The sequence below is a fragment of the Flavobacterium sp. Sd200 genome (genome assembly GCF_009826935.1).
Taxonomy (GTDB): Bacteria; Bacteroidota; Bacteroidia; order Flavobacteriales; family Flavobacteriaceae; genus Flavobacterium.
Genome location: NZ_WUMN01000001.1, coordinates 710,423 through 723,284, shown reverse-complemented (window position 1 = coordinate 723,284; position 12,862 = coordinate 710,423). Strand labels below are relative to the sequence as shown.

The 12,862-nt window shown below is 38.0% G+C and carries 12 protein-coding genes; 7 read left to right on the top strand and 5 right to left on the bottom strand.

What is annotated here, in order from left to right:
- Position 1: 1 nt before the first annotated feature.
- On the bottom strand, positions 2 to 1,003 hold the full coding sequence (locus GR160_RS03400) for a 2-hydroxyacid dehydrogenase (protein WP_160748426.1): 1,002 nt from the start codon (positions 1,001 to 1,003) through the stop codon (positions 2 to 4).
- A 176-nt stretch (positions 1,004 to 1,179) separates the two neighbouring features.
- Here GR160_RS03400 and GR160_RS03395 point away from each other — a divergent pair, with 176 nt between their 5' ends.
- Together GR160_RS03395 and GR160_RS03390 are read left to right on the top strand one after the other, a co-directional pair.
- Entirely contained in the window at positions 1,180 to 1,803 is a 624-nt protein-coding gene (locus GR160_RS03395) for a hypothetical protein (protein ID WP_160748425.1), read from the top strand.
- Between the two features lie 6 nt (positions 1,804 to 1,809).
- Complete coding sequence (locus GR160_RS03390; RefSeq protein WP_160748424.1) at positions 1,810 to 2,544, top strand: hypothetical protein; 735 nt, start codon at positions 1,810 to 1,812, stop codon at positions 2,542 to 2,544.
- Here GR160_RS03390 and GR160_RS03385 read toward each other — a convergent pair.
- A complete protein-coding gene (locus GR160_RS03385; RefSeq protein ID WP_160748423.1) occupies positions 2,541 to 3,038 on the bottom strand; it encodes a metallophosphoesterase in 498 nt (165 codons plus the stop codon). The genes GR160_RS03390 and GR160_RS03385 overlap by 4 nt on opposite strands.
- A 129-nt stretch (positions 3,039 to 3,167) precedes the next feature.
- On the opposite strand from GR160_RS03385, the gene truA reads away from it, so the two are divergent.
- The 5 genes from truA (at position 3,168) to GR160_RS03360 (ending at position 9,700) form a co-directional block, all read left to right on the top strand.
- Positions 3,168 to 3,902 carry a tRNA pseudouridine(38-40) synthase TruA gene (gene truA / locus GR160_RS03380; protein ID WP_160748422.1) on the top strand — a complete coding sequence of 245 codons (735 nt, stop codon included), beginning with the start codon at positions 3,168 to 3,170 and terminating at the stop codon, positions 3,900 to 3,902.
- Between the two features lie 68 nt (positions 3,903 to 3,970).
- Positions 3,971 to 5,692, top strand: coding sequence for an ABC transporter ATP-binding protein (locus tag GR160_RS03375; RefSeq protein ID WP_370519206.1), 1,722 nt, complete (start codon positions 3,971 to 3,973; stop codon positions 5,690 to 5,692).
- Between the two features lie 113 nt (positions 5,693 to 5,805).
- Positions 5,806 to 6,264 (top strand): pantetheine-phosphate adenylyltransferase, encoded by a 459-nt coding sequence (gene coaD, locus GR160_RS03370; RefSeq protein ID WP_160748420.1) that lies wholly within the window; start codon positions 5,806 to 5,808, stop codon positions 6,262 to 6,264.
- 15 nt (positions 6,265 to 6,279) lie between these two features.
- Positions 6,280 to 8,007: a M14 family metallopeptidase gene (locus GR160_RS03365; RefSeq protein WP_160748419.1), complete on the top strand. Its 1,728-nt coding sequence runs from the start codon at positions 6,280 to 6,282 to the stop codon at positions 8,005 to 8,007.
- Positions 8,008 to 8,080: 73 nt separating this feature from the next.
- Positions 8,081 to 9,700 (top strand): M1 family metallopeptidase, encoded by a 1,620-nt coding sequence (locus GR160_RS03360; protein ID WP_160748418.1) that lies wholly within the window; start codon positions 8,081 to 8,083, stop codon positions 9,698 to 9,700.
- Between the two features lie 51 nt (positions 9,701 to 9,751).
- Here GR160_RS03360 and GR160_RS03355 read toward each other — a convergent pair whose 3' ends face one another.
- The 3 genes from GR160_RS03355 to GR160_RS03345 all read right to left on the bottom strand — a co-directional run bounded on the left by GR160_RS03355 (position 9,752) and on the right by GR160_RS03345 (position 12,786).
- Positions 9,752 to 10,804: an AMP-binding protein gene (locus tag GR160_RS03355; protein ID WP_160748417.1), complete on the bottom strand. Its 1,053-nt coding sequence runs from the start codon at positions 10,802 to 10,804 to the stop codon at positions 9,752 to 9,754.
- Between the two features lie 20 nt (positions 10,805 to 10,824).
- A complete protein-coding gene (locus GR160_RS03350) occupies positions 10,825 to 11,733 on the bottom strand; it encodes a CPBP family intramembrane glutamic endopeptidase (RefSeq protein ID WP_160748416.1) in 909 nt (302 codons plus the stop codon).
- A 156-nt stretch (positions 11,734 to 11,889) separates the two neighbouring features.
- A complete protein-coding gene (locus GR160_RS03345; RefSeq protein ID WP_160748415.1) occupies positions 11,890 to 12,786 on the bottom strand; it encodes an aldo/keto reductase in 897 nt (298 codons plus the stop codon).
- Between the last annotated feature and the right edge of the window lie 76 nt (positions 12,787 to 12,862).

Here is a 12,862-nt window from a genome sequence, read left to right as displayed (position 1 = left end):
TTTATAGCAATAGTACAGCCTTATTTTCCGGCTCCGTATTGTTTATCAAAAGAGTTTCAATACTGCTAAGTGTAACCTGTGCTATTTGAGACAGTGCCTCATCTGTAAAAAATGCCTGATGCGCAGTAACCAATACATTAGGAAAGCTCATTAATCGCTGTATGGCATCATCTTCAATGATATTAGCCGACAGGTCTCTAAAGAAAAGTTTATCTTCCTGCTCATAAACATCTATACCCAAATAGCCTACCCGCCTGCTCTTTAATGCCTCAATAACGTCGGCAGTACAAATAAGTCCGCCACGACTGGTATTTATAATGGTGACACCGGGTTTCATTACCGCAAGTGTATCTTTATTAATAAGATACTTGTTATCTTCTGTCAGCGGACAATGCAGCGATATAATATCAGATTTATGAAATACCTCCTGCTGAGATACATAATATACCCCAAGACTGGCCAGTTCGGCATCTTCATAAAGATCATAAACCATTACAACGCAGCCAAAACCAAGCATAATTTTACAAAATGCCTTACCAATTTTTCCTGTACCAATTACTCCTACTGTCTTACCAAACAAGTTGAACCCTAAGAGCCCGTTAAGGGCAAAATTTTGTTCGCGCACACGGTTATATGCTTTATGAGTTTTACGATTGAGGGTTAGCAACATAGCAACAGCATGTTCTGCTACTGCTTCGGGCGAATAAGCAGGCACACGGCAAACCCTTATTCCGTTTTCTTTAGCTGCATTTAAGTCTACATTATTAAAACCTGCACAACGCAATGCAATTAGTTTGACGCCATTTGATGCCAGGGTAGCAATAACTTCGGCAGTAAGTTTATCATTAACAAAAACGCAAACCGCCTCAGCATCATCTACCACATTAACTATATGTGGTCCCAAATGGGTTTCAAAATACTCTATTTCAAGATCTGGGTTGGTATTGTATTTATCAAAAAAAAGTTTGTCGTAAGGTTTTGCAGAAAAGAATGCTACTTTCATGGTGTAATGTTGGTTTTTGTTTGCACTCGTAAGACACATCTAATTTAATTAAAAATAATGTTATACCACGCAACCATTTAGATATTTGTGCATCTAAAACCTACAAATACAAACCAAAATAAAACAGAAAAACAAAGGATACACCACACCTCTGTTTTCTTATCATCTAATCCATTATGAAAAAAAAATACCTTTTAACCTGCGTTTTAGTACTTATCTCTCTATCTCTTTTCAGTCAGGACACTATTCAAAAACCAAAACGTAATTTAAATAAGTTCAGGATGTGCATACTGAGCACCATCTATTACATGCAACCCGGCAGTACAGGCAGTAATTTTTTAAGTGCCCACAAAGGTAAATTTGGAGGCGGAACAGAAATTACCTTTTTAACAGCCTATAATTTCTATTTAGGTGTTGGTTACAATTTTTCGCAATATGAAGTAGAAGATGCATCGATGGCTGCCAATGCAGAGCACACCAACATTAACGCTTTTTTTGGTAAGATATATTATAAAATACCCATTACTGAAAAGTTTAGTATTAATCCGGCAGTTATGGCAGGCCAAATAGAGCTAAGACAATTTACGGGCAGCAAAGGATATGGCACGCAGGAAGGCTGGTTTATAGGCCCGGGAATAGATGCTCAATATGATTTAAGCAAATGGGTTGCAATTATGGCAGGCGCACGCTATAATTTCATTACAACTACCACGCAAGCCAATGCACAATATCACGATTATTTTGCAAAACAAAACCAATTTAATATATATGCCGGGTTGCGCATAGGACTTAATAAATAAACAGCCATGATAAAGAAAATATTTTTCCTGATACTTACGGCAGCTATCTTTCAATCTTGCGATGACAAACTTTACTATAGCGGTAAAGAAAGAATACTAATGCAAGGCAGGATAGTCGATCAAAACAACAGTCCGGTTCAGGGAATTCCGGTAAATATATTTGTTGAAAAAGACGACAACGACCCGCTTTTCCTTATTGGACGGTCTTTAGAAGATGAAGATATTATTAGCTATACAACAACAGATGCCAACGGATATTACAAAATGCTTATGCCAAGGCCTCTAAACCAAGATAATATTTCGCTAATAATCAACAAACCCACCAGCGAGCAGGGACAAAACACCGATTACTCTAACACGGTTGTAACCTATATTTCATTAAGAGATGCAGATGATTATGCAATAAACTTTAGTGAGCAAAAGTTGTACAGGCTACAGGATAATATTACAATCACTATTACAGTTAACAATGTTCCGTCTAATTTTAATGGCAAACTGCTAACAGATATTAGTGGTCTAATAAACAACAAAATAACTACAATACAGCAACCGTATTACAATCAGTTTTATTTGTATGATACTACGTATCAAAATAATTTTACTACCATAAAATATACATTGAACGTAGCCAAAAATCAAACCATTTCTTTCAAATATCAACGTAACGTTTCTACCGGAGCAACTACAGAACATTTAATAAACGTTGGAAACGAGCCTGCTAATTACAACGTCAATTACTAACCCTTCTTAGCAATTTCGACAATTTCCAGATTTTCTATTTTATCGCCATTTATATCAAACCGCAACATGGTTCGCACCTGCTGAAAACCATGTGTTCCGGCTGCACCGGGATTCATGTGCAACAGGTTGTGCTTTTGATCATACTGCACTTTAAGAATATGCGAATGCCCGCATATAAAAAGCTTAGGAGGGTTTAACATCAGTTCCTGCCGCACTGTCGGGTTATATTTTCCCGGATATCCGCCAATGTGCGTGATCCATACATCAACCCCTTCACACATAAAGCGGTTGTTTAACGGAAACTCCATACGGGCTTTATTATCATCTATATTGCCATAAACAGCTCGCAGTGGTTTTTCTTTTTTTATAGCATCTGTAACGCTAAGGTCGCCAATATCACCGGCATGCCAAACCTCGTCGGCAAGCCTTACATACTTAAGTATAGTATCGTCTATGTAACTATGGGTATCGGATAAAAGCAGGATCTTTGTCATACCACAAAAGTATTAAAAGCACCTTAACCCCAAAAGACAGAAATAGATTAAAGCAACAACTTTATAACTTTACAAATTCTGACTTTATAACTTTAATAAGTATCTTTGCACAACTAATTGAACAACGTTTTGAGGTATTTTATAGAGTTTGCTTATAATGGTAAAAACTACTGCGGATGGCAGTACCAACCGCACAGCCCATCGGTACAGGAAACCCTAAACAAAGCCCTCTCTATCCTGTTGCGTACCCCTATAGACGTTGTAGGTGCGGGCCGTACTGATACAGGTGTGCATGCCAAACAAATGTATGCGCATTTTGACCTTGAGGCTCAATTTGACTCCCAATTGATCGTACAAAAACTCAACTCTTTTTTACCAAAAGATATTGTAGTATATCGCTTTATACCATTGCACGATGACGCTCATGCCCGTTTTGATGCTACCAGCAGAACATACGAATATCACCTGCATACCTTTAAAGATGCTTTTGAGAATGAGGGCAGTTGGTACAACATTCATCCGTTAGATGTAGCAAAAATGAACGAAGCTGCAAGCATATTATTAGAGTACGCAGATTTTAAATGTTTCTCTAAAACACATACCGATGTGCGTACGTTTAACTGTAAAATCAGTCATGCACAATGGCAACAAAACGGCACACATTTGGTTTTTACCATAACTGCCGATCGTTTTTTGCGCAACATGGTTCGTGCCATTGTAGGCACGCTTTATAACGTAGGCCTCGGAAAAATCAGTCCGGAAGACATGCGTACTATTATAGAAAGCCGCGATCGTGGCCATGCAGGCGCATCGGTACCGGCACACGGATTATACCTCACAAAGGTAATTTATCCGTACCTTTAAGCCATTAAGATTATATGAAAGCCACAAACAACACCCCACATAAAAAAACGTCATCGCTAAAAAAAGTGATGCAGTTTGCTCAACCTTACAAAGCCCGTTTTATATGGGTAATTGAATTTTCTATAGCCTTATCGGTCTTTGCCGCGTTACGCCCTTACCTGCTTAAAGAAACGGTAGATAATTACCTGATGCATAAAGACATGCCCGGCCTTATTAAATATGTTGGTTTAATGGGTATTGCTCTTATACTGGAGGTAGCGTCGCAGTTTTATTTTGTGTACTGGGCCAACTGGCTGGGACAGGACATAGTAAAAGACATCCGTGAAAAACTGTTTGCCCACATCAGCAGTTTCAGGATGAAGTTTTTTGATAATGAAGCTGTAGGCCGATTGGTTACCCGTACTGTTTTTGATATTGAGTCTATCGCTAAAATATTCAGCCAGGGACTGTTTATGATCATTAGCGACATGCTAAAAATGGTTGTAATACTGGGCATTATGCTGTATATGAACTGGAAGCTTACCATTGTAGTAATGCTTGCCATGCCCGTATTGGTAATTGCTACACGTATTTTCCAAAAGAAAATGAAAGGGGCTTTTGAAGAGGTACGCGCACAGGTAGCCAACTTAAACACGTTTGTTCAGGAGCGTGTTACAGGTATGAAGATAGTACAGCTTTTTAACCGGGAAGATATTGAATACGAAAAATTTAAGGTTATCAACAAAAAACACAATGATGCCTGGCTAAAGAATATACTTTACAACTCTATATTTTTCCCAATTGCCGATATTATATCATCGTTGACACTGGGCATGGTAATATGGTATGGCGGTGTGAGTATTTTAAATGGCGACAGCCTGACCACTCCCGGCGATTTGTTTGCTTACACCATGTTTATTGGCATGCTGTTCAATCCATTGAGGCAAATAGCCGATAAGTTTAACGAGATGCAAATGGGTATCGTAGCTTCAGACAGGGTATTTGAACTACTGGATATGGATGAACACACCCAGCAAAACGGCACTAAAGAGGCATGGCACTTTAAAGGAGAACTGTATTTTGACAATGTGCGCTTTAGCTATATTGAAAATGAAGAGGTTATTAAAGGCATTACCCTAAAAATAGAGGCAGGGCAAACCGTGGCTATTGTGGGTGCTACAGGAGCAGGAAAAAGTACCATAATCAATCTGCTGAACCGTTTTTATGAAATTAACAGCGGCACCATATCTATAGATGGTACTAACATAGACGATTTTACACTCGACAGCCTGCGCAGGCAAATTGCTATTGTTTTACAGGATGTGTTCCTTTTTGCCGATACAATACTGAACAACATTACACTAAATGATCCGGCTATTACACGCGAAAAGGTTATTGAAGCCTCTAAAGCTATTGGGGTGCACAACTTTATTATGAGCCTGCCGGGCGGATATGATTATAACGTTAAGGAACGTGGCGTAATGTTATCATCGGGCCAGCGACAACTCATAGCCTTTTTAAGGGCTTATGTGAGCAACCCGAGCATATTAATTTTAGACGAGGCTACATCATCTATAGACACTTACAGCGAAGAACTTATACAAAATGCTACAGAAGCCATAACAAAAGACCGTACTTCTATTGTAATTGCACACAGGCTTGCTACTATTGTAAATGCAGATAAGATTATTGTAATGGACAAAGGCAAAATTGTAGAACATGGCACGCATTATGATCTTATAAACCGTGAACAGGGCTATTATAAAAATTTATACTACTCTCAGTTTGCAGTGGAAAATGAGGAGAAATAATTTTGTTTTACAAAAACACCAAACAGAAAGCTTATTCAGCCTAAAAAAGTTTTTCTGTTAATGGTAATTGGTAAACTAAAACATTATAACTTTAAACCTCAAACAAAAATTCTATGAAGACAGCCGTATTTCCGGGATCATTCGACCCAATTACACTGGGCCATTATGACATAATTAAACGGGGTATTAGCCTTTTTGATAAAGTAATTGTTGCTATTGGTGTCAATGCCGAGAAAAAATATATGTTTGATCTCGAAGACCGTCTGTCTTTTATCCGGGAAGCCTTTAAAGACGAACCTAAAATAGAGGTTATAACCTATCAGGGGCTTACCATAGACCTTTGTAAAAAAGTAGGCGCAAAATTTATTTTGCGCGGCCTTAGAAACCCGGCCGATTTTGAGTTCGAAAAAGCTATTGCCCACACCAACCGACAACTCTCTAAAATAGAAACGGTGTTTTTACTTACGGCAGCAAAAACATCATACATAAGCTCAAGCATTGTGCGCGATGTATTGCGCAATGGAGGTGATTATACCATACTTGTACCCGATTCGGTAAGGGTTAAAAAATAATTCTGAACATATTGGATGAATAAATTTTTACTGTTATTACTGCTAACCTCTACCCTATTTGCCCAAAAGAAAACGATGTATCTAACTCCATACGAAAAAGGCAACGGAAACCAAACGGCTACCTATAAAGAAACTATAGAGTACTTTGAACTGCTGGACAAAAATTTTGAAAGTATACAAATGCTTAAAATGGGTACTACCGATAGTGGTGAGCCTCTTCATATTGTTATCTACAACCCTGATAAAAATTTTAACCTTAACGAAGTTCGTAAAACCAAAGCAATACTGCTTTTAAACAACGGCATACACCCGGGCGAGCCCGATGGAATAGATGCTACCATGATGCTATATAGGGATCTTGCAACAGGTAAAATCACTGCTCCAAAAAACACGGTTATTGTTAATATCCCTGTATATAACGTTGGTGGGATGCTTAATCGAAATGCATACAGCCGTGCCAATCAAAATGGTCCTGAAAGCTACGGTTTTAGGGGTAATGCACGTAATTATGACCTTAACCGCGACTTTGTAAAGAACGATACCAAGAATGCCCGAAGCTTTGCACAGATATTCCATCATGTAAAACCTGATATTTTTATTGACAATCATGTGAGTAACGGGGCCGATTATCAATATGTATTTACTTACATAGCTACGCATCATCAAAAACTTGGCGGTAATTTGGGCAATTATTTTAAAGATACGATGATGCCGCAAATACTGGCAGAATTAAAAGCTAAGAATATTAACGCAACACCTTATGTAAACATACACGACAAAAAACCGGATGCAGGCTTTGAGCAGTTTATGGACTCGCCCCGATATTCTACCGGCTACGCCTCTATGTTTGATGTACCGGGTTCAATGCCCGAAACACACATGCTTAAGGACTACAGCACGCGTGTAAAAGTTACGTATCAATACATGATTGAAACCCTTGCCTACATAGAAAAAAACCATACTGCCATAAAAGAGCTAAGGGCAGCCAATCGTGATAATTACCTGCCGGGAATGAAATATACCCTGCAATGGGAAATAGATTCGGCTCAGGTTACCCTACTCCCTTTTAAAGGTTATGAAGGAGGCTATAAAACCAGCGAAGTTACAGGGCAGCAACGCCTTTATTACGATCGCTCCAAACCTTTTGAAAAAATAATAAAGTACTATCAAACTTATCAACCGGTAACTGAAGTAACCATACCGAAAGCTTATATCATTCCTAAATCCTGGTTTAATGTTATTGAACTTTTACAGCTAAACAATATACAAATGTATGAGCTGGAAAAAGATACTGAATTTGAGGTGGAAAGCTACAGGATTGAAGAGTACCAATCTGTAAAACAACCCTTTGAAGGGCATTACCTGCATTATAATGCTAAGGTTAAAAGCACAACAGGAAAAGTGATGTTCAGTAAAGGTGATCTAGTAATAGATACTCAGCAGCCGGGTGTAAAATATCTTTTAGAAACATTAGAACCACAAGCACCTGATTCGTTTTTTAACTGGAACTTTTTTGATGCCATATTGCAACAAAAAGAATATTTTTCGGCTTATGTATTTGAAGACACCGCAGCAAAAATCTTAAAAGATAATCCTAAACTAAAAGCCGAATTTGAAGCAAAAAAGCAGCAGGATACAAACTTTGCAAAAAACGCCGAAGCACAATTAGATTGGATATACACACAATCTGTATACTACGAAAAAACGCATATGAAATATCCGGTTTACAGGAAGATAAACTAATTTCATAGGCCTGTGTGATATTATGTAACAAATCATTACTTTTCATGACCAATAGAACATAACCGGACCAATCATGAAAAAGGTATTTTTTATAGCGGCATTTACATTAAGTTTTTATGTTGCAAATTCTCAAACATTTACAAGAAGAGATAGCTTGCAGGGTGGTTTGCGACCTGAACGTACAAACTTTGATGTGCAGCGTTATGACCTTTCTATTAAGGTAGACCCGGATAAAAAATACATATCCGGTTACAACAACATTACATTTAAGGTTATAGAAAACACTAACCGTATCCAGATAGATCTGTTTGATAACATGGCTGTAGACAGTATTGTGTACAATAAAACAAAACTGGCATACAAACGGGATAATGATGCCGTGTTTATAAACTTTCCATCTGCCTTAGCTAAGGGTAGTGAGCAACAAATACGTTTTTATTATTCGGGGAACCCAAAAATAGCTGTAAATGCTCCATGGGATGGTGGTTTTGTGTTTGCCAAAGACGACAAAATGAAACCATGGATAGGCGTTGCCGTGCAGGGAACCGGTGCCAGCTTATGGTATCCGGTAAAAGACCATCAAACCGATGAGCCCGACCGTGGCGCATCTATAAAAGTTGCTGTACCCAACGGACTGATGAACGTAAGCAACGGACGTTTTAAAGGAAGTGAAGATCTTAAAAACGGATATACACGTTGGGACTGGGAAGTTACAAACCCTATTAACACCTACGACATTACGCTCAATATTGCCGACTATGCACATATACACGATAATCATAACGGCCTCGACCTTGATTATTATGTATTAAAGATGCATGAGGAAAAAGCAAAGAGTCATTTTGAGGAGGCAAAGCAAATGTTGGATTGCTTTCAGGCAAAGTTTGGGCAATATCCTTTTACAGAAGACGGCTATAAGCTGGTTGAAACTCCTTATTTAGGCATGGAGCACCAAAGTGCAGTGGCTTATGGTAACAGGTTTAAAAAAGGATATCTTGGCAACGATCTTTCCGGCACTGGCATAGGCATGAAATTCGACTATATTATAGTGCACGAAAGCGGTCATGAGTGGTTTGGCAACAGCATTACCTCTAAAGATATTGCTGATATGTGGATACATGAAAGTTTTACAACTTATAGCGAAGCCGTATATACCGAATGTCTTTACGGATACAGCGAAGCACTAAAATATGTAAACGGGCTGAAAAACAACGTTGAAAACCGCAAACCTGTAATAGGTATTTTTGGCGTTAATAAAGAAGGATCGGGAGATATGTACCCTAAAGGCGCACTAATGCTTAACACCTTAAGACATGTGATAAATGACGATGCCAAATGGTGGAAACTTATCCTGGATTATGCAACTACCTTTAAAAAACAAATTATTGAAACACAGGATGTGATTGGCTTTTTCAACAAGGAGACAGGCATCAACCTAACATCTGTTTTTAACCAATACCTACGCTACAAAGATATTCCTGAATTACAGCTAAGACAAAAAGGAAAAAACTTTGAATATCGTTGGCAAACCAACGAACCTGATTTTACTATGCCCGTAGAAGTAATTGTTAACGGCAAAACCATTCGCCTTACCGCTACAAACAACTGGCAAACCGAAAAAATTGTGTTTAAAGCCCTAGACGAGGTTAAAGTAAATACTGAGAAATTTTATATCAACACAAAAAATCTATAAACTGATTTTACAACAAACAAAAAACGGCCACAATTTGAAGCCGGTTTTTGTTTATATATTTTTCAGTATGAGTTCTCTTTGCAATTTGCCGCTGCCTGTTTCGGTAAATTTTTCGGCAAATATAATTTCTTTGGGCTTTTCGTATTTATCAAGAATTCCCAATATCTCGTCATCAATATCAAACTTCTCACCTTCAATTACAAGCACAAGTTTTTCTCCAAGAGTTTCATCAGCTATTCCTTTTACAAAAAAACGCCTGTCTATGCGATGTGAAAGTTTTTCTTCAATTTGTTCAGGATAAAGTTTTATACCTCCGCTGTTTATAACATTATCATAACGACCTAACCAAATAAAATGAGTGTCGTTAATAAGGTCAACAACATCGTTGGTAACAACAGGTTCGTTGGTAAGTTCTTTCGCATTTATTACCAGGCATCCTCTCTCATCCTGACTTAAATTAATATTTGGTAAAGCCTCAAAAGCGCTCTCTCCCACTCTCTTTGCTGCAATATGTGTAATGGTTTCGGTCATTCCATACGTTTCAAATACCTGCGTGGGCAGTTTTTCAAGTTGCCCAACAAGGTCTCCACTCACTTTTGCTCCGCCCAATATCAGTTTCTTTACTTTGTGCAGTTTGTCTAACGATTGCTTTGCCTGTAATGGCACCATAGCAGCAAAATCATAAGTGGTGGTATTACGCTGTAAAGGTGTAGAGGTTGGCTCAACAACATCCATGTTCCAGCCCAATATAAAGGCCCTTACAAACATCATTTTTCCTGCAACGAACTGTGTTGGCAGGCAATGCAGTACTTTAATACTGTGACCAAGATCAAAATATTCTCCGGTAGCTATAGCCGAGTTTACCATGGCTTGTTTTTTTACACGGATAATCTTCGGCGTTCCTGTTGTACCGCTCGTTTGCATTTCTACATAATCTTTGGCATCAAACCAGTCAAGAATAAATATACCTATCGATTTTTCGTAAGGTTCACCTTCTTTAATAAAACTATAGGCAATTCGGCAAAGATCATCGGCTGTAAGGTTAAAACCATTAAGCCTGAACTTGCTATGCACAAAGCCCGGGATTTGAGTGTTAGTGTACATTATTTATAAAGTTTGGGTTGTCAGGATTCAAGTTGCGGCAATTCTATTTTTGCCGTTAATTTTTGTTGCCATCCATGCCACTTGTATTTCTTAGCAAAGATGAGTAGTAATAGCGGATAAAATATTAAAACGGGTACAAGTACGTCAAAACCGGCCGAGGGTTCTGATATATCTTTTAAAACCGATGGTGTTTGCAGTGCAGTCCAGTCGCTTGTTACTAATAAGCAGGTTATAAGATTATTGGCAGCATGAAAGCCTAATGCAAGTTCAAGCCCGTCATCCATAAGGGTAACAATCCCCAGGAATAAACCTGTACCAATATAATATACAAGTAATATGTATCCCATTTTTCCTACTTCGGGGTTAGCAATGTGCATAACACCAAAAGTTATGGACGTAAACAGCAACGGAAACAACCTGCTGCGCGTAGCAATGCCAAGCCCCTGCATTAAATGTGCCCTGAAAAGGTATTCTTCAAAACTGGTTTGCATAGGTATTAGTACAACCGCAATGGCAAAAAGTATGAGAAAAGGAATCAGCTTAAAATTGAGTACAAAATTTTCGGGATACATAATATAAGAAATCCCGGTAAGCACAATATTTAAAGCAGCCCAAAGGCCGAAAGAAAAAAATATGCGCCTCCAGCTTATACTGCTTCTGGAAGTGGTAAGGCTTGTAATGGTTTGACGCTGAAAAACTTTAACCCAAACCAGCAGCATTATTAAAAAAAAGGCAAGAGGCATTACGGCTAAGAAAAAAACCGTCATTTCGCCACTTTGTTCTATTTGCTGCTGTATAACCTGCTCAGAATCTATATTAGTTACTTTAAGGGCTACAAAGTTGAGCAGTATTAGAAAAAAGAACATTAGTGTTATTGGCAAATAGCTTAAAAAGCTATAATTTTTGGTATAAGCCTGCTCAATATACATTTTTGTAAATTAGGTAGTTTTGGTTGTACTAATGTAGTGTAATTTTCATACAAATATTGATTTTTATTTTTAAAAAATCGTTGTAGTGATTAAAAATATCCATTAAAAACACTAAATCGCACAATATTATTAATTTATATTCAAACAAAAGCATTATTATCTATGCTCCCGGTAAGTATTCCCCTCCCAAACCGACTGTATTTTTCTTAATTCACCTAAAGACAAAGGTGTTGCCCTCTCAACATCAAGTGCATCCGCAAGTTGCTGCTTTGTTCTTATACCTACCACAGCCGTAGTTATTGCCGGATTATCTATAACATAGCGCATAGCAGTTTGAGAAAGTTTTTTGCTTTGAGGCATCAGCTTTTCAATACTCTCAACTATATCTTCTACTTTCTGTTTGGATAAACCTAAGTACTCTTTAGTTTCTTTTCCGGCTAACAATCCCGAAGCCACTGTTCCACGGGCAAGCACGCCAATATTATTTTCCTGTACAAGACTTAATGTAGCTTCTTCAGGGCGTCGGTCTAAAATACTGTACTGCGTCATTACCGCAGCTATGTTAGAACGCTTTACATATTCCCGAATAACACTAGGACGTATAGATGAAATACCATAGGCCCTTATTTTGCCGGATTTTGCTAAACCTTCAAATGCTTCAATAACCTCATCTACAGGATCTTCAATTGTTCCGCCGTGCAGCAAATACAGGTCTATATAATCTGTTTGCAATCTTTTTAGACTCTCATCAACAGCTTTTAATATATACTCTTTTTCAGGTACCCAGTCCCAACCTGTTCCGTCATCTCTCCAACGGTTGCCTACCTTAGTGCTTATAAATACTTCATTTCGCTTTCCTTTTAAAGCCTGTCCTAAAAGTTTTTCATTCTCACCTTTATCATACAGGTCGGCAGTATCAAAAAGATTGATTCCATTTTCAATAGCTTTACCTATAATTGCATCGTTCTCTGGAGTTTTGTCTTTTAATGACATACAGCCAAAACTAACCTGACTGATCTTAAACCCGGCTTTATCAAGAATTTTATATTGCATACCGCTTGTTTACCCACAAATATAAAGCAGTATGCAGTATAAAGCATTAATTTTATAATTTGTTTAGCTATGGAAA

Bases quoted from the DNA above. Each gene is read 5' to 3' on its own strand.
- GR160_RS03400 (WP_160748426.1), bottom strand. From the start codon at position 1,003: ATGAAAGTAGCATTCTTTTCTGCAAAACCTTACGACAAACTTTTTTTT.
- GR160_RS03395 (WP_160748425.1), top strand. From the start codon at position 1,180: ATGAAAAAAAAATACCTTTTAACCTGCGTTTTAGTACTTATCTCTCTA.
- GR160_RS03390 (WP_160748424.1), top strand. From the start codon at position 1,810: ATGATAAAGAAAATATTTTTCCTGATACTTACGGCAGCTATCTTTCAA.
- GR160_RS03385 (WP_160748423.1), bottom strand. From the start codon at position 3,038: ATGACAAAGATCCTGCTTTTATCCGATACCCATAGTTACATAGACGAT.
- GR160_RS03375 (WP_370519206.1), top strand. From the start codon at position 3,971: ATGCAGTTTGCTCAACCTTACAAAGCCCGTTTTATATGGGTAATTGAA.
- coaD (WP_160748420.1), top strand. From the start codon at position 5,806: ATGAAGACAGCCGTATTTCCGGGATCATTCGACCCAATTACACTGGGC.
- GR160_RS03365 (WP_160748419.1), top strand. From the start codon at position 6,280: ATGAATAAATTTTTACTGTTATTACTGCTAACCTCTACCCTATTTGCC.
- GR160_RS03360 (WP_160748418.1), top strand. From the start codon at position 8,081: ATGAAAAAGGTATTTTTTATAGCGGCATTTACATTAAGTTTTTATGTT.
- GR160_RS03355 (WP_160748417.1), bottom strand. From the start codon at position 10,804: ATGTACACTAACACTCAAATCCCGGGCTTTGTGCATAGCAAGTTCAGG.
- GR160_RS03350 (WP_160748416.1), bottom strand. From the start codon at position 11,733: ATGTATATTGAGCAGGCTTATACCAAAAATTATAGCTTTTTAAGCTAT.
- GR160_RS03345 (WP_160748415.1), bottom strand. From the start codon at position 12,786: ATGCAATATAAAATTCTTGATAAAGCCGGGTTTAAGATCAGTCAGGTT.